The 15,890-nt window shown below is 68.7% G+C and carries 18 protein-coding genes; 8 read left to right on the top strand and 10 right to left on the bottom strand.

Annotated features, from left to right (window positions below):
• Positions 1–44: 44 nt before the first annotated feature.
• The 3 genes from AC4D2R_RS01730 to AC4D2R_RS01740 all read right to left on the bottom strand — a co-directional run bounded on the left by AC4D2R_RS01730 (position 45) and on the right by AC4D2R_RS01740 (position 1,879).
• Entirely contained in the window at positions 45–638 is a 594-nt protein-coding gene (locus tag AC4D2R_RS01730; RefSeq protein ID WP_490936858.1) for a dihydrofolate reductase family protein, read from the bottom strand.
• Between the two features lie 159 nt (positions 639–797).
• Complete coding sequence (locus tag AC4D2R_RS01735; RefSeq protein ID WP_490936860.1) at positions 798–1,259, bottom strand: hypothetical protein; 462 nt, start codon at positions 1,257–1,259, stop codon at positions 798–800.
• On the bottom strand, positions 1,256–1,879 hold the full coding sequence (locus AC4D2R_RS01740; RefSeq protein WP_490936862.1) for a PadR family transcriptional regulator: 624 nt from the start codon (positions 1,877–1,879) through the stop codon (positions 1,256–1,258). The genes AC4D2R_RS01735 and AC4D2R_RS01740 overlap by 4 nt, the downstream gene beginning before the upstream one ends.
• A gap of 140 nt (positions 1,880–2,019) precedes the next feature.
• Here AC4D2R_RS01740 and paaI point away from each other — a divergent pair, with 140 nt between their 5' ends.
• Genes paaI through AC4D2R_RS01755 form a run of 3 tightly spaced genes read left to right on the top strand, consistent with a single transcriptional unit; the run spans position 2,020 to position 4,481 of the window.
• Positions 2,020–2,499 (top strand): hydroxyphenylacetyl-CoA thioesterase PaaI, encoded by a 480-nt coding sequence (gene paaI, locus AC4D2R_RS01745; RefSeq protein ID WP_490936864.1) that lies wholly within the window; start codon positions 2,020–2,022, stop codon positions 2,497–2,499.
• A complete protein-coding gene (gene paaK / locus AC4D2R_RS01750) occupies positions 2,496–3,833 on the top strand; it encodes a phenylacetate--CoA ligase PaaK (RefSeq protein WP_490936865.1) in 1,338 nt (445 codons plus the stop codon). The genes paaI and paaK overlap by 4 nt, the downstream gene beginning before the upstream one ends.
• Before the next feature lie 30 nt (positions 3,834–3,863).
• Positions 3,864–4,481 carry a TetR/AcrR family transcriptional regulator gene (locus tag AC4D2R_RS01755; RefSeq protein WP_490936866.1) on the top strand — a complete coding sequence of 206 codons (618 nt, stop codon included), beginning with the start codon at positions 3,864–3,866 and terminating at the stop codon, positions 4,479–4,481.
• A gap of 22 nt (positions 4,482–4,503) precedes the next feature.
• On the opposite strand, the gene paaZ is transcribed toward AC4D2R_RS01755, so the two are convergent.
• A complete protein-coding gene (paaZ, locus tag AC4D2R_RS01760; RefSeq protein ID WP_490936868.1) occupies positions 4,504–6,588 on the bottom strand; it encodes a phenylacetic acid degradation bifunctional protein PaaZ in 2,085 nt (694 codons plus the stop codon).
• 191 nt (positions 6,589–6,779) lie between these two features.
• On the opposite strand from paaZ, the gene AC4D2R_RS01765 reads away from it, so the two are divergent.
• The 3 genes from AC4D2R_RS01765 (at position 6,780) to AC4D2R_RS01775 (ending at position 9,272) form a co-directional block, all read left to right on the top strand.
• Positions 6,780–7,139 (top strand): PaaI family thioesterase, encoded by a 360-nt coding sequence (locus tag AC4D2R_RS01765; protein WP_490901514.1) that lies wholly within the window; start codon positions 6,780–6,782, stop codon positions 7,137–7,139.
• Between the two features lie 64 nt (positions 7,140–7,203).
• Positions 7,204–8,334: an NAD(P)/FAD-dependent oxidoreductase gene (locus AC4D2R_RS01770; RefSeq protein WP_490936870.1), complete on the top strand. Its 1,131-nt coding sequence runs from the start codon at positions 7,204–7,206 to the stop codon at positions 8,332–8,334.
• Between the two features lie 194 nt (positions 8,335–8,528).
• Positions 8,529–9,272, top strand: coding sequence for a TspO-related membrane protein (locus AC4D2R_RS01775; RefSeq protein ID WP_490936872.1), 744 nt, complete (start codon positions 8,529–8,531; stop codon positions 9,270–9,272).
• Positions 9,273–9,278: 6 nt separating this feature from the next.
• Here the strand turns inward: AC4D2R_RS01775 and AC4D2R_RS01780 are convergent, their stop codons facing one another.
• A complete protein-coding gene (locus tag AC4D2R_RS01780) occupies positions 9,279–9,722 on the bottom strand; it encodes an SRPBCC family protein (protein ID WP_490936874.1) in 444 nt (147 codons plus the stop codon).
• A gap of 270 nt (positions 9,723–9,992) precedes the next feature.
• Here AC4D2R_RS01780 and AC4D2R_RS01785 point away from each other — a divergent pair, with 270 nt between their 5' ends.
• Positions 9,993–10,634, top strand: coding sequence for an arsenate reductase ArsC (locus tag AC4D2R_RS01785; protein WP_490936876.1), 642 nt, complete (start codon positions 9,993–9,995; stop codon positions 10,632–10,634).
• A gap of 64 nt (positions 10,635–10,698) precedes the next feature.
• On the opposite strand, the gene AC4D2R_RS01790 is transcribed toward AC4D2R_RS01785, so the two are convergent.
• Positions 10,699–10,947, bottom strand: a complete 249-nt coding sequence (locus AC4D2R_RS01790) for a hypothetical protein (protein WP_490936878.1) — start codon at positions 10,945–10,947, stop codon at positions 10,699–10,701.
• Positions 10,948–11,260: 313 nt separating this feature from the next.
• Between AC4D2R_RS01790 and AC4D2R_RS01795 the strand changes: the two genes are divergently transcribed.
• Entirely contained in the window at positions 11,261–12,145 is an 885-nt protein-coding gene (locus tag AC4D2R_RS01795) for an SGNH/GDSL hydrolase family protein (RefSeq protein ID WP_490936880.1), read from the top strand.
• 19 nt (positions 12,146–12,164) lie between these two features.
• Here AC4D2R_RS01795 and AC4D2R_RS01800 read toward each other — a convergent pair whose 3' ends face one another.
• From AC4D2R_RS01800 to AC4D2R_RS01815, 4 genes are read right to left on the bottom strand one after another with little or no spacing between them, the layout of a single operon-like run.
• Positions 12,165–12,902, bottom strand: a complete 738-nt coding sequence (locus tag AC4D2R_RS01800) for a tyrosine-protein phosphatase (protein WP_490936882.1) — start codon at positions 12,900–12,902, stop codon at positions 12,165–12,167.
• A 31-nt stretch (positions 12,903–12,933) separates the two neighbouring features.
• The gene (locus tag AC4D2R_RS01805) at positions 12,934–13,785 is read right to left on the bottom strand and encodes a 3-hydroxyacyl-CoA dehydrogenase family protein (protein WP_490936884.1); all 852 of its coding nucleotides are present in this window, start codon (positions 13,783–13,785) and stop codon (positions 12,934–12,936) included.
• Positions 13,785–14,570 (bottom strand): enoyl-CoA hydratase/isomerase family protein, encoded by a 786-nt coding sequence (locus AC4D2R_RS01810; protein WP_490936886.1) that lies wholly within the window; start codon positions 14,568–14,570, stop codon positions 13,785–13,787. Before AC4D2R_RS01810 ends, AC4D2R_RS01805 begins: the two co-directional genes overlap by 1 nt.
• Positions 14,570–15,778, bottom strand: a complete 1,209-nt coding sequence (locus AC4D2R_RS01815; protein ID WP_490936888.1) for a thiolase family protein — start codon at positions 15,776–15,778, stop codon at positions 14,570–14,572. The genes AC4D2R_RS01810 and AC4D2R_RS01815 overlap by 1 nt, the downstream gene beginning before the upstream one ends.
• Positions 15,779–15,890: the final 112 nt, after the last annotated feature.

Here is a 15,890-nt window from a genome sequence, read left to right on the forward strand (position 1 = left end):
AGCCGTCCCGGCACTTCCTGGGGACGGTGCACGCAACGGAGCGCCTACCGGACCACCCGGTAGCGGGTGGAGGTGACCAGTGACGTGCTGTGCGAGCGGATGATCTCTAGTTCGAGGTCCCCGACGCCGGCGAAGAGCCGCTCTCCGCGGGTGAGGACGACCGGCGCAACGTGGAGGTGCAGTTCGTCGATCAGTCCCGCCGCGAGGTACTGGTTGATCGTCGCCGCCCCGCCGGCGATGCCGACGTCCCGGTCTCCGGCGGCGTTCCGGGCCCGCTCAAGCGCCGCCTCGATGCCGTCGGTGACGAAGGTGAACGTTGTGCCGCCCTGCATCACCAGCGGGGGACGCAGGTGGTGGGTCAGGACGAAGACCGGCGCGTGGTACGGCGGATCCTCTCCCCACCAGCCGCGCCACTCCTCGTCCCAGGCCCCGCGGCCCGAGCTGAACATGTTCCGGCCCATGATGTAGGCGCCGGGCGTAAGCAGGTCCGCGATTTCTTCGGCGTTCTCATCCGGTTGCTCGAACATCCATCGGTGGAGATTCTCCCCGCCCGCACCGAGCGGGCTCTCGAGGCCCTGCCCCGGCCCTGCGGCAAAACCGTCAACCGACACCGCCACGCCGCAGGTCACTATGCCCACCGGACCACCCTCCTCAGTCTCGAACGGGAGCTTTCACAGCGCGCCTTCTCCCGGCCGTTGTCACGCCCATTCATACCGGCAGTCAAACACAACCACCGCGTGCGCGACAGGGCACTGCGGGACATCGGCGTCAACCCGCCTGCCGTCCGCCCCGCATGCTCAGGCAGCAGCGCGGCTCGGGCTCCCCTCTGCCCCGCGGTGCCGGTCAAGACGCAGGCAGAGGAGCAGCAGGACGAGCACCAGCGGCGCCCAGAAGAACCGTTCCCACGGGCTTGGAGAGGCGGCGTTCATGAGGGCTCCCACCGCAAGCAGTGCCACGAGGCCGCGGACGCCCCAGCGGACCGTCCTGCCGGAAGGCACCGGCGCCGATCGGCCCCGGGCGAGGACCACCAACGCCGCCAGAAGCCAGATCACCATGGAGACCACGCTCGTCACGCGCAGTCCCGGCGGTAGCTGCCCCGTGGTTGCGCCGCCGTAGGCAGCCGCCCCGAAGGGCGCCCCCAGGGCGAGGGCGGCTTGGAACGCCGCAATCGCCGAGAATCCTGCGGCCGCCGCGGCAGCGGTCCGTCCGGGCGTTGCCGCTGCCCGCAGACGGGACAGAAGGGTTGGGGCGGCGCTCATGGGTTCTCCTTGGCTTGATGGTGAAGGGGTGGGGGTTGTGCAGCCGATCCTTCGACCGGCCCCTGTGGGGCAGGGTCAGGGTCGGGAAAATCGGCAAGGGCTTCGAGTGCTTCATCGGCCCACGCAATTGCGGCACGGGCAGCATGCTCGCCCGCAGCGATCGTCAGGAGCCAGTACGCGCTGTCCAAGGGGTGCTCCCCGCCCTCCTGGGACTTGCGGCGCGCCACCGCCAGCTCCTCAAGCTGTTCCTCCGCCTTGACCCTGGCGTCCTCGATGAGTCCTCGGCAGGCATCCGGCCCCAGCTGGCGGCCGAAGAAGAGTCGGAGCAACAGCCCGTTCCGGGGCCGGGTCGGCTGCACCGGCGCCGAGAGGAGTTCCTTGAGCCGCGCACTCCCGGCCGGAGTGAGGGTAAAGACGGTTGACCGTGCTCCTTCAGTGCCCCTGCGTTCGATCAGGTTCTGACGTTCCAGGTCGGCGAGCGCTGGATAGATCTGGCCAAAGCTTTCGCTCCAGAAATGCCCAAGGACCGACCGGATCTCTTCCCGCAGGGCGTAGCCGGTCATCGGCATGACGCTGAGCGCGCCGAGGACGGCGGTCTGGGTCTGCTCCGAGCGCGACATGGAATCCCCTCCGTTGGTTGGTTATATCTAATAGATATACTGGACGGAATGCAAGGCTTGATGCGGCCGGGTCTCCTTGACATCGATCCACCGGCAGGTATTACCTAATGAACATTCGGTAAGAAATTCGAAAGGCAGTCATGGCGGACATCGGCGTCCAATCTACAAGCGCTCCGGCCCTCCGGCACCGCATCCTTGAGGAGGACCACGCCTCCGCCTGGCTGGGCATCGAGCTCCTTGCCGTGGGCGAGGGATCGGCCACCATCTCGATGCGGGTGCGCGCGGAAATGCTCAACGGCTTCGGCATCGCCCACGGAGGAATGATCTTCGCCTTCGCCGACTCCGCGTTCGCCCTCGCCTGCAACCCGGCGTCGCTGGAACCGGCCACCTCCGTCACCGTCGCCTCCGGCGCCGACATCACCTTCCTCAGCCCCGTCCGCGCCGGCGAACTCCTCACCGCGGTGGCCACCCGGCGCGCCGAGGCAGGCCGCAGCGGCCTCTTCGATATCACCGTCACGGCCGGTGACGGCGCGGGCTCGCGTCCCGTCGCCGAATTCCGCGGACGTTCACGCACAATCCCCGCTCCCCAGCCGAGCACCACAGCCATGGAGGAATCATGACCGGCACCGCCCTGAAGGCCACGGCGGCGGCCCCCGGCACCCTCGACCCCGAGGAGGAATACAGCCGGGACCGCATCGAGGCACTCCAGCTCGAGCGCCTCCAGCGCACCGTCACCCTCGCCTATGAGAAGGTGGACCTGTACCGGCGGAAGTTCGACGCCGCAGGGGTGCACCCGAGCGACCTCCGGGAGCTCGCAGACCTGGCCAAGTTCCCCTTCACCACCAAGGAAGACCTGCGCCAGAGCTACCCCTTCGGCATGTTCGCCGTGCCCCAGGAGCGCATCGCCCGCATCCACGCCTCCTCCGGGACCACCGGCAAGCCCACCGTCGTCGGCTACACCGCCGGTGACGTCGCCACCTGGGCGGGCCTTGTGGCCCGTTCGCTGCGTGCCTCGGGGGTCAAGGCGGGATGGAAGGTCCACAACGCCTACGGGTACGGGCTGTTCACCGGCGGCCTCGGTGCCCACTACGGCGCCGAGAAACTCGGCTGCACCGTCATCCCGATGTCCGGAGGCCAGACGGAGCGCCAGGTCCAGCTGATCCGCGACTTCGAACCCGACGCGATCCTCGCCACCCCCACCTATCTGCTGACCATCCTCGACGCGATGACCGCCGCAGGCATCGACCCGCGCTCCACCACGCTCAAGACCGCCGTCCTTGGCGCCGAACCGTGGACCGAGGAAATGCGGCACGAACTCGAGGAGCGCATGGGTTTCGACGCCTGCGACATTTACGGCCTCTCCGAAGTCATGGGCCCCGGCGTGGCCGGCGAGTGCGTCGAGAGCAAGGACGGCTCCCACATCTGGGAGGACCACTTCCGGCCAGAAATCGTCGATCCGTTCACCGACGAGGTGCTGGGCGACGGCGAGCACGGCGAGCTGGTCTTCACCTCGCTCACCAAGGAGGCCCTGCCGATCATCCGCTACCGCACCCACGACCTCACCCGGCTGCTGCCAGGGACGGCACGGCCCGGGATGCGGCGGATGGGGCGGATCACCGGCCGCAGCGACGACATGATCATCCTGCGCGGCGTGAACCTGTTCCCCACCCAGGTCGAGGAGCTCGCCCTGCGGATTCCGGCACTGAGCCCGCACTTCCAGCTCGAACTCACCCGCCCCGAAGGCCAGCGGATGGACCAGCTTAACGTGTTGGTGGAGCCGCGGGAGGGTGTCTCCCCGGCGGACGCCCAGCAGGCGGCCGCCGTCCTGCGCGAGCAGATCAAGATTCACATCGGGTCGAGCTGCGCGGTGACGGTGGTCGAACAGGGTTCTCTTGTGCGCTCCAGCGGCAAGCTCAAGCGGGTGTATGACCTCCGGCCCAAGACCGACGTTTAGTTACCGAACGTTCATGCGAAAATGACGGGTATGGCGAGCATCCCAGTACCGGCCGCGGCCCCCGGACGCCGCGGGCGGCCCGGCTATGACCAGCAGGCGGTCCTGACCATCGCCGTCGACGTGTTCAACCGGCACGGGTACGAGGCCACCTCGATGGGCGTGCTCGCCGAGAACCTTGGGATCAGCAAGTCAGCCATCTACCACCACGTCCCGTCCAAGGGCGACCTGCTCCGGCTGGCCCTTGAGCACGCCCTCGGCGGCCTGGAGGCCGTGCTGACCGACCCCCGCGCCACCGCCGGGCGGGCCGACGCGCGGCTTGAATTCGTGCTGCGCGGCACCATCGCCGTCCTGACCGAGCGGCTGCCGTTTGTCACGCTGCTGCTGCGCCTGCGCGGCAACACCGACGTCGAACGCGGTGCGCTGGAGCGCCGCCGCTCCTTTGACCGCCAGGTGTCGGCGCTCGTCGACGCCGCCCGCACGGAGGGCTCGCTGCGCAGCGACATCGACCCGCGCACCACCACGCGGCTGCTGTTCGGCACGATCAACTCCATCGTCGAGTGGTACAAGCCCGGCGGCCCGCTCACGGCCGAGAAGCTTGCCGACGACGTCATCACCATGGTCTTCGACGGGCTGCACCACCGCCCCTAGGCAGCGGCGCAGCCCGCCGGTCCTACTTCTCCACGAGGGTCAGCACGTCGTAGGTTGCAACGATCTCATCCGACTGGTTCGTCAGCACCGCATCCCAGGCCACCTCGCCGTACTCGTCGGTTTCGCGGGGCGTGATGCGCTTGGCGGTGAGGGTCACCCGGATCGAATCACCGGCGGCCACGGGGGTGAGGAAGCGGAGGTTCTCAAGCCCGTAGTTCGCCAGGACGGGGCCGGGCTCTGGATCGACGAAGAGTCCGGCCGCCCAGGAAAGCAGCAGGTAGCCATGCGCCACGATCCCCGGGAAGAACGGGTTGGCCGCCGCGGCCTCCTCGTTGGTGTGCGCGTAGAACTTGTCGCCCGTGGTGTTGGCGAACGCGGTGATGTCCTCGAGGGTGACCGTGCGCAGGTCCGAGCGCACGGCGTCGCCGATGCGCAGCTGCGAAAGGTTCTTGCGGAACGGATGGACGCCGTCAAAGGTGCGGTCCGCGCCGGTGTGCCAGATCCCGGTGACGGCAGTGAGCATGTTCGGCGATCCTTGGAGAGCGGTGCGCTGCATGTGGTGGAGCACCGAGCGCATGCCGCCGAGCTCCTCGCCGCCGCCGGCGCGCCCGGGCCCGCCGTGGGTGAGGTGCGGGACCGGTGATCCGTGGCCGGTTGAGGAGCGTGCGTCCTCCCGGTTGAGGATCAGCACCCGGCCGTGGTGGGCGGCGATTCCCGTCACCAGGTCGCGCGCCACCGCCGGGTCGTTCGTGCACACCGTCGCGACGAGCGACCCGGAACCCAGCGCCGCGAGGTGCACAGCATGGGCGACGTCGTCGTAACCAATCACCGAAGCGACGGGCCCGAACGCCTCGACCGAGTGAAGCGCTCCGGCTTCAACGTCCTCCCAGGTCAGCAGCACCGGCGCCATGAACGCCCCGCCGTCGGCCGGGGCGACACTGCCGTCGGCATGCGTGACCTCGGGGACGTCAAGGGAGCCCAGGGCGAACTCGCCGCCCGAGGACACGAGTTCGCGCACGGCGGCCCGCACCCCCTCCAGCTGCTCAAGGGAGGCGAGGGCGCCCATGGTGACCCCCTCGGCCCGCGGATCGCCCAGGGTGATGCGCTCTTCGATGCGGGCACGGGCCGCATCGACGACGTCCTGAACGATCGCTTTGGGCACGATAGTCCGGCGGATACCGGTGCACTTCTGCCCGGCCTTGACCGTGAGCTCGGTGACCAGGGACTTGACGAAGGCATCGAACTCAGGGGTGCCCGGCACGGCGTCGGGCCCGAGGATTGCGGCATTCAGGGAGTCGGTCTCCGAGCTGAAGCGCACTCCGCCGTGCATCACGTTGGGGTGGGACCGCAGGTGGTTGGCAGTGGAGGAGGAACCGGTGAAGGCCACTAGGTCCCGGTAGTCGAGGTAGTCAAGCAGGTCCCGGGCCGGGCCGGAGATGAGCTGCAGCGCCCCCGGGGGAAGGATGTTCGACTCGATGATCAGCTTCACGACGGCGGCGCTCAGGTAGCCGGTGGGCGTTGCCGGCTTGACGATCGTGGGAACGCCGGCGAGGAACGCCGGGGCGAGTTTTTCGAGCATGCCCCAGACCGGGAAGTTGAACGCGTTGATCTGGACGGCTGCGCCGGGGATCCGGGTATGGATGTGAGTGCCGAGGAAGGAGCCGTCCTTGGAGAGGTTCTCCGTTGGGCCGTCGACGATCACCTGGGAGTTGGGCAGCTCGCGCCGGCCCTTGGAACCGAAAGTGAAGAGCACCCCGATGCCGCCGTCGATATCGACCATCGAGTCGACCTTCGTGGCCCCGGTGCGGGCCGACAGGTCGTACAGCGGCTCGCGGCGGCTGTTGAGGAACTGGGCCAGTTCCTTGAGCTTGAGGGCGCGCTCGTGGAAGGTGAACTTCCCCAGTTCCGCCTGACCGGTGGAGCGGGCGTAGCGCACCGCCGCTCCGACGTCGAGCCCTTCGGTGCTGACCAGGGCGAGGACTTCTCCGGTGCTCGCGTCGCGGACCTCGGTGGCTGCTCCGGTGAGTGCGGCGGCGTCGGGCGCCCACCAGGAATCCTCGACGAAACTTGGGACAATGTCTGTGCCGACAGCTGTTGTAGTCGTCATCGACTCGCCTTTCAGCTTGATGATGCAGGGCCCGCCAGGGATAAACTGAACGGACGTTCGGTAATATGACCAGCGTACAGGAACCGCCTTTTTTCAAGCACCCCTCCCAAGGAGCAACCGTGAGCGAAATCCCCGACGCCGGAGCCGCGGTGCAGCCCTGGCGGATCGTCCCCGGCGAACTCGACATCGCCATGGGCGTGCAGATCCTCGAGCAGTCGGTGCAGAAGGTTGTGGCGACCATGCCGGTCGAGGGCAACCGCCAGTCCTTTGGGCTGCTCCACGGCGGGGCTTCCCTTGCGGTGGGCGAGGCGGTTGGCTCCTGGGCTGCCGTCATCCATGCAAGTACCCTCGGCAAGACGGCCGTCGGGGTTGACGTATCGGCCACCCACCACCGCTCCGCCCGCGGAGGCACGGTCACCGTCACGGCGACGCCCATCCACCTCGGCCGGACGCTGACCACCCACGAGGTGCTTATCGAGAACGAGTCGGGCCAGCGGCTCTGCACAATGCGGATCACAAACCTGCTGCTGGACAAGCCAATCCCGGCCTGAGCCCGGGCCGTTTCCCGGGACTCCCGAACGGTCCCGATTCACCCTCCCTGAGAGTGGGGTTGAGATGCCACAGTCCGCTTCAGCGCCGGTGCGGCGCGTGGTCGTTATCGGCGGCGGCATCCTCGGCGTTTCCACCGCCGTCCACCTGCTGCGCGGCGGGGCGGAGGTTGTCCTGGTGACCGAGGCCGGACTGGCCAGCGGCGCCTCGGGGCGCTCCCTGTCCTGGCTGAATTCGGCAGGGGAGCGCACCGAGCCCTACCACCTGCTGCGGATGGCGGGGATCGACCGCTACCGCACCCTCTTCGCCTCCGATCCTTCCCGTAGCTGGCTGCGCTTCGGCGGCGGACTCTACTGGGCCGAGTCCGGCGATGAGGAGAAGGTCCGACGCCGCCAGACGGCTGAACGGCGGCACGGATACGATTCCCGGCTCATCGATCCCGCGGAGGCCGGCCTGCTCGCTCCGGGGGTCAATTCCAGTGCAGTTGCCCCGGCGGCCATCTTCAACCCCGGCGAAGGCTGGGTGTCGCTGCCGCACCTCATCGACCACCTGGTGCAGGAGTTCACCCGCCTCGGCGGGAGCCTTGCCACGCGTGCAGGGAAGGCAGCCGTCGTCCTGAGGGGCGGGCGCGCCGCCGGCGCCGCCACCGGGGACGGACGCGCCTACGACGGCGATGCGGTCGTCGTCGCCTGCGGAGCCCAGACGCCCTCAGTGGTGGCCGAGCTCGGGGTCACAATTGACGACGCGTCGCCGCTGTCGATGCTTGTGGTGACCAGGCCCCTGGATCACGGCCTGACCTGCGTATTGAACACACCGCGGGCGGCGGTCCGCCCGAACCCGGGCGGCACCCTCGCAGCCGACCACGGCTGGTACGAAGAGGCGATCACCGAGAATCCCGACGGCTCCCACAGCATCCCCGAGGCCGTTGTGCGCGAACTGCTCGACGAAGTGGCAAGGCTTCTCCCGGGAACCCCTGTCCTCGAGGCGGCCTCCTTCAGGCTGGGCCGCAAACCCGTCCCCGGCGATGGCGAGCCGGTGTTCGGGGAACTTGAGGAGGTTCCCGGCTGCTTCGTGGCATTCACGCATTCCGGTGCGACACTCGGGCTCATCGCCGGTGAACTGCTTGCGGGGGAAATCCTGACCGGAGAGGCGCACCCGATGCTGGCAGGCTTCAGACCGGGGCGTTTCGTGCGGTGACGCCGCGCCCGGCGTCACCAAGGGTCCGACGCTGCTGAGACCCGGCGTAACGTCCGCGGTGAACCCTTGCGGCAGGGGGGCAGTTGTCCTTGTAATGTCCATCTGTACCGGCAGCAGAGTCTTTTCCCGCAGCGTGCGGGCCCAGGGCATCCGGTTCCCGCATTCCACCGGCTGCCGTCAGGAAGGAGAGTCCGATGACAGATCGAGACGTGCTGAGGCAGTGTGCGGTGGCAGGGGCCGTTGCCGGCGGAATCCTCAGCGGAGCGCCCGGGAATTACGGCGATGCTGCGCAAAGCCGCAGCCTCGTCCTCCCGGGCAATTACGCCTTCGCGATCTGGGGGCCGATCTACGCAGGAGTAATCGGCTACGCCGTTTACCAGGGCCTGCCCGCAACGCGGCAGGATCCGCTGCTGCGCCGGACCGGCGGACCCGCCGCGGCGGCCATCGGACTGTCCGGACTGTGGGTCAGGACGCGCGAAGCACCTTTGCTTCAGCTGCCCCTCATTGCGGGAACGTGCGCCGCCGCACTGCTCGCCTACGTACGGGCGGCACCGGAGGACGAGAAGGAGCGGCGGTCGACGGCGGCCAGGTGGCTCGTGCGGGCGCCGCTGGGATTGCTGGCCGGCTGGATCACCCTCGCCGCTGTCGCCGGAACCGCGGAAAACCTGATGGCGCAGGGCGCGAAACCGCCGCGGCCGGGCGCCGAGGCCTGGAGCGCCGCGGCGCTTGCCCTCACGTCGGGCGCCGCCACGGCGTTCGTCAGGGCAAGGCCGGTGTCCGCCGCCTATCCGGCCGCCGTCGCGTGGGGACTCGCCGGAGTGGCCGTGCGGACTCTTGGCCGTCACCGGTTTTCCGGGCTTACGGCGATGCTCGGCTCGGCAGCGGTGGCCGCCGCCGGCCTCCGCACCGGGGTTACCGGTCCGGGACGAACAGGCTGAAGCTGTTCAGCGCCCCACCAGATACCGGTTGCGGGTTTCGATCAGGTGACGCATGTACCGGCCGAGGAACATCCGCTCCGCCGCCCATCCGAGCACGCCCAGCGGCGCCGCGAACTCGATCCTGTCAACCATCACGGTCCCGTCGGGCACCTCAAGGAATTCGTGAACGTGCCGGAAGCGCTTGAAGGGGCCTTTGACCTGTTCGTCGACGAAGCGGTGCGGTGAGTCCATCGCTGTGATCCGGCTTGTCATGTGCAACGGAACGCCGAAATGCCACGCCCGCCAGGTGACCTGCTGATCCAGGCCGATCAGTCCCGAGGTGACACCGGCGACCGCCTTCTCCCGCGATCGGGACATCGAGCCCAGATGTGCATCGATGCTGCGTGACAGGTCGAAGAGTTCGGTTGCGCCGATTGTCGTACGGGTAACGCACTCAAAGTAGTAGCTCATGCTCCGAAGGGCCGTCCGGCCACCGCGGACGCGCGCCCCAGGATCTGCAGTGGGTTCATCCGGCAATTATGCCCTTTGACATCGGAGGATACGGCTCGCGATACTTTCGCTACCGATCCTCACCGATACAGCTCCCCTCAGGCACCCACTGCACCCCGCCGGCGAAGCCGTCCCACGTGGATCCGAGAGCGTCAGGAGACCCATGACAGCCACCATCGAAGCCCAGCCGTGCGGGCGGGTCCACTCCGGTGCGGGCCGCGGAGTGCCGCGATGAACAACCCTGATCCCCTCCCTGGACTTCAGGACAACACCGAAGTTCTGCACCGGATCACCGACCGCCTTACCGAACGGTTCGCGGGGGTGATCGCCGCCGAGACCGTTGAACGCTACGTCTTTGAGTCCTATGCGGCTCTTGTCAGGACCGCGAGGATCAGCACCTTCCTGCCGTCGACCACCGAGCACTTCGCGAACGACCGGCTCAGCGCCCTGGCCCGCTCCAAGGGTGCGGCGGGCGGGGAGGGACCCGAAGTCTTGTTTGTGTGCGTGCAGAACGCGGTCTTCTCCCAGATGGCCGCGGCGCTCCTTGACCTTGAGGGCGGGGGTCGGGTCCGTGCGCGCTCGGCGGGATCCATGCCTGCTCCGGAGATCGACCCCGCCGTCGTCGCCGTGATGTCCGAGCTGGGCATTGACGTGTCGGAGAACTACCCGAAGCCGCTCACCGACGACGTGGTGCGCGCCTCCGACGTCGTCATCACCCTCGACTGCCGGGATTCCTGCCCCGTGTATCCGGGCAAGCGCTATGAGGACTGGAGCGTTGGTGAACCGGCTGGCGGATCAGTGGAAAGCTTCAGGGCCGTCCGCGACCGTCTGCACAGCCAGGTGAAGACACTGGTTTCCTCGCTCGCCGGATAGACCGCCGGGGACCGCGGCCGCTTCGCGGGCCCGCCCACCAGGACGCAACGGAGCGGTAGGCCGCCTAGCTGTTGATGTCCCCTTCGGGGCGGTCCACCGCGGCGATGTACTGCTGGAAACCCGCCGGCAGCCTGTGCCCTCCCGGGGTGCCCGTGTCGCCTTTCCACCATGCCGCGGCCACGGCACCGCCGGCTCTGATGATTTCGGCTTCGGCGCCCGCGGGCAACGGCGCATTCGGATCAGCCCGCAGGAGGTCCTGGGTTGCCGGGGAAAGTCCGGCCCAAATCTCCGCGTGCGAGCGCTCGTGTGTCATGGAGGAAAGCATTGCACCTCTCCGTGTCCACGTCTCCTTTATTTCGCGCCGGCGGCAGGCGCCGGCACGGGCCGCACCAACGCCCTACGCTTCTGCCGAGCGGCCCTCCTGTTGTCAAGAGGGAACGACCCTGCACCTTCCTGTCGACCTCCCGGCCACGCTCCTGTATTACTGGTGGAGATTTGCAGGTAGGAGCTCGCGGGTGCACCGGAGGCGGCGGCACGGCGTAACGGCTGGTTGCAGGGCATCATCGGGGAATGCCCTGCAACCCTGCGCCCGGCCAACCCCCGCCTTCGCTTGCTAACGTTGACCCATGATGTCGGCCACGCAGCGCATCCCGGCGGCAGCGGCGGCGTGTGGAGCGCTTGTTGCGGGAATGCTCGCCGGATGTTCTTCAGGAACCGGTGCGCCGGCCGCCGCGGACCGGCGGACGGTCCCGGCCCCCCTTGAGTACGTTGCCCTTGGCGACTCCTACGCTTCCGGCTATGGCGCAGGCTCCTACTCCGAGGAGTGCGGACGCTCGCCCTCCGGTCTGCCTGGCCTCCTCGACACCGACGAAAACGTCAGCCTCGCCGCGGACGCCACCTGCGCCGGAGCGGTTGCCGCCCCACGCTCGGACGGGGCATCGACCCTTCCGGATCAGGTGGCCGGGCTCGTCACCGAGGGAACCCTCGGCCCGGAAACGGACCTGATCACCATCTCCGCGGGCGGCAATGACGCCGGGTTCGGCGAGGTCTCTGAAACCTGCGCGGCCGCACCGCTTGAATCGTGCCGCCGGATGGTTGAAAACAAGACGACGGCCGTCCTTCCCGTGCTCGCCGGGGACCTCGACCGGCTCTACGGGCGGATCCGCTCCGCTGCCCCCAATGCAACGGTGGTCGTCACCGGCTACCCGCATCTGTTCTCTCCCGAGTTCGGGGTTGAAGCGGCGCTGAGCGTCCCGGCCCAGGAACTGTTCAACGGCGGCACCGACTCCCTCAACGCCGTCCTTGAAGACGCCGCCGAGGCCCACGGTTTCATCTGGGTGCCGCTGACCGAGGCCTTCCGGGGTCACGGGCTGGGCGCGGCCGATGCGTGGATCACCGCCGCCGACCAGCCCGACGGCCTGCACCCCACCGCGGCCGGGTACCGCTCCGGGTATCTCGCGGCTGTCCGAGGCGCCGTCGACCTGCCCGCGCTCCGAGAGGCGCAGCGTTGAGCGGAAGCGGCAGCTCCGTTCAGGCCAGGATGCGGTGCCGCAGTGCGGCGACCTCGGCGGGTGTCACACCAGCTCCGAGCAGATATGCCTCGGCGTCGAGGGTATCGAGGAGCTCATGCAGATGGGCGCGGGTCTCCGAAAGCCACCCGTCGAGTTCCGGCTCGGCGCGCGGTTTTTCCCGCGGTGCGTCCTGCCCCCGGTAGTAGTCGTTCATGGAGCGCACCGCCACGGCATAGTCCTCGAGGATTGCCTCCGCCGGAACACCGCAGGCGGAGAGCAGCAGTGCGGACACCATCCCGGTCCGGTCCCGGCCCGCAGCGCAGTGAACGATGACACCTCCCGGCGGCGAGGAGGCGACGGCGCGGGCGACCGCGGCGAACTTCTCGGGCCACCGTTCCAGGTTGTAGCGGTAGTACCGCGGGGAGTTCAGGTACGGGCCGCAGACGGCTGTGAACTCGGGGTCGGACTGGTCCTCGGTGGGGAGGTTGAGGAGGAGGAACTGCTCCGGCGCCCTCTTCACGGCAGGGTCGGTGCCGCGGCGGCCCACCTCGCCCGGGCTGCGCAGGTCGATCACCGTGCGCACGCCGTCATCCCACGCCTGCTGCCAGCCGCGGTCGGTGAGCCATTCCCTTCGCCCCATCCGGTAGACCCGGCCATGGGCGACCATCCCGGCAATACCGCCGAGGTCGCGGGCATTGACTGCACCCTCCCAGGGCACGCTCCCCCGGGGATGCGGGACGGACGGAGTGTCGCTCATCCTTCAGGGTAACAACACGCGGTCCTGCGGCTCAGTCCACCCAGTGGAAGAAGCCTTTGCCGCTCTTCCGTCCGAGCTCCCCGCGTGCCACCTTGTCGCGCAGGATCCGCGGCGGAGCGAAACGCTCGCCGAGGGTGGATTCCAGGTACTCGGCGATCCCGAGCCGCACGTCGAGGCCCACCAGGTCGGTGGTCCTCAGCGGGCCGACGGGATGCTTGTAGCCAAGGACCATCGCGGTGTCGATGTCCTCGGCGGAGGCCACCCCCTCTTCGACCATCCGCATCGCCTCGAGCGCTATCGCCACCCCGAGCCGGGAGCTGGCGAAACCCGGTGCATCGCGGACCACCACCGGGGTCTTGCTGAGCGCTTCGACCCACTCCCGGGCCGCGCCCGCGGTTGCCTCAGAGGTCTGCGGGCCGAGCACCACCTCGACCAGGGTCGAAGCGGGCACCGGGTTGAAGAAGTGGAGGCCGCAGAACTCGGCGGGGCGGGTCAGGGATTTGGCCAGTTCGGCAATGGACAGCGACGACGTGTTGGTTGCCAGCCAGGCACCCTCGGCGAGCTGCGCCTCGACGGCGGCGAGAGCCGAACTCTTCAGGGCAAGATTTTCCGGCACCGCCTCCACCACGAGCCCCCTGCCGGCGAAGGCTGAATAATCGGTCGACACTGCAGTCCGGCCCAGCAGCACCTCAAGGGACTCGGTGACCGAGCCGCGCTCAACGCTCTTGCCGAGAGCCGCCGCGAGCCGTGACCGCGCCGCCTGCGCGGCGTCGTCGTCCCGCTCGACGATGACGACGTCGGCTCCCGACACGCAGAAGGCGTGGGCGATGCCGGCGCCCATCCTGCCGCCGCCGAGCACTCCTACCCGCTCCGGGACCGGCATCAGCGTGCCGTCCCGTCGCCCGCGTGCGCCGCCGTCGTGCCTCGGTCCTGTTTGCGGTCGAGGAAGCGCTGCATGCGTTCAAACTTGGCGTCGGATTCGAAGAGGATGCCCTGCGCGAGCTGGTCGATGAGCGGATGGGCCTCCGCCGGTGCCGCGAAGACGCTCTTGGTGATGCGCAGGGCGAGCGGGTCCTGGCGGGAGATGCGGTCAGCGAGTGCGTGGGCGGCGTCGATCAGCTCTCCGGGCTCGTGGATTTCGGTGATGAGGCGCACGGCGAGCGCCTCATCAGCGTCGAGGATGCGCCCGGCCAGGAGGATCTCCTTGGCGAGCGGTTCCCCGACAAGCTCCTTCAGCCGCCAGGTCGCTCCGGCTGCGGCGAGGATGCCGAGCCCGGTTTCGGGGTTGCCGATCTTCACCGACGGCGTGCCGATGCGGAAGTCCGCGGCGTAGGCCAGCTCCGCGCCGCCGCCCAGCGCATACCCGTCAAGGGCGGCGATGACCGGCAGGGGCAGCCGGGCGATGCGGGCGAACAGGGTTGAGTTGATGCCGGCGAGGGCGTCGTCGCGGCGGCGTTCACGCAGCTGGGCGATGTCGGCACCTGAGGCGAAGACCCCATCGGTTCCGGCGAGGATCAGCACGCGGGGGTCGTGCTCAAGCATGGTGCAGACAACGTGCAGGTCGTCGACCATCTGCTGGTCGATCGCGTTGCGCACCGCCGGCCGGTTCAGGCGCACAAGCAGGCGGTCGGGGCGCTCCTCGACCTCCAGTGCGGCGAAGGGGCCCATCAGACTCCCTCGATGAGCATCGCGGTTCCCTGACCGACTCCCACACACATGGTGGCCAGTCCGAGACGGCGGCCGCCGGATCCCAGTTCGCGTTCCATCCGGCCCATGAGGGTGATGGCGATGCGCGCCCCGGAGGATCCGAGAGGGTGGCCGAGGGCGATGGCGCCGCCGTCGCGGTTGACCAGCTCCTCGTCGAGCTTCAGGCGCCGGATGCAGGCCAGGGCCTGCACCGCGAACGCCTCATTGAGTTCCACGGCGCCGAGATCGCCAACGGAGAGGCCGGTGCGCTCGAGCACCTTCTGCGTTGCGGGGACCGGCCCGATCCCCATGATCTCCGGGGGTACTCCGGCGGAGGCGCCGTCAAGGATCCGCGCCCGCGGCGTGAGGGAGAAGCGCTCGAGGGCCGCCTCGGAGGCGACGATGACGGCGGATGCGCCGTCATTGAGGGAGCTCGAGTTGCCGGCGGTAACCACCCCGCCCTTCTTGACGACGGGCCGGAGGCCGCCCAGCACCTCGAGGGTTGTGTCGGCGCGGGGGCCCTCATCGGAGGCGACGCTGAAGGAGCGTTTTCCGGCGTTCACCTGGACCGTGACGATCTCGTCGTCGAACCGGCCGGCGTCGGCCGCCGCGACGGCGCGCTGATGGGAGCGCAGCGCGAAGGCGTCTGCGTCGTCACGGTAGATTCCGTCGAGCTCCGCGAGCTCTTCTGCCGTCTCCGGCATCGAGTACGTCAACTTCTCGGTGGCAGCGAACTCGGGGTTGGTGAACCGCCACCCGATGGAGGTGTCGAACACGGCCCCGGGCTTGGCAAAGGCCTTGTCGGGCTTTGCCATGACCCAGGGTGCCCGGCTCATGGATTCGACGCCGCCGGCGATCACGACGTCGGCGGCCCCGGACTTGATCATCTGGGACGCCTGGATGATCGCCGAAAGCCCGGAGGCGCAAAGCCGGTTCACGGTGATGCCTGGCGTGGTGTTGGGCAGCCCGGCCAGGAGCGCTGACATTCGCGCAACGTTGCGGTTCTCCTCCCCCGCGCCGTTGGCGTTCCCGAGGATCACCTCGTCGATGTGCCCGGGATCCATACCGGCCCGGGAGATGGCTTCGCGGATCACCAGGGCCGCCAGATCGTCGGGGCGTACTGAGGAAAGGGCGCCGCCGTAGCGGCCCACCGGGGTGCGGACCCCGCCCACGAGAAAAGCCTCGGTCATGACTGCCTCCATTGCAGGGCCTGCTTACCGGCACGAACCGGCGGGATTTACCGACCGTTCGTTCTGTAAAAACTGATACAAGAATCGCACGGCGGTTTTCCCGGGTCAACCG

The organism is Arthrobacter sp. TJ-217, from assembly GCF_058269255.1.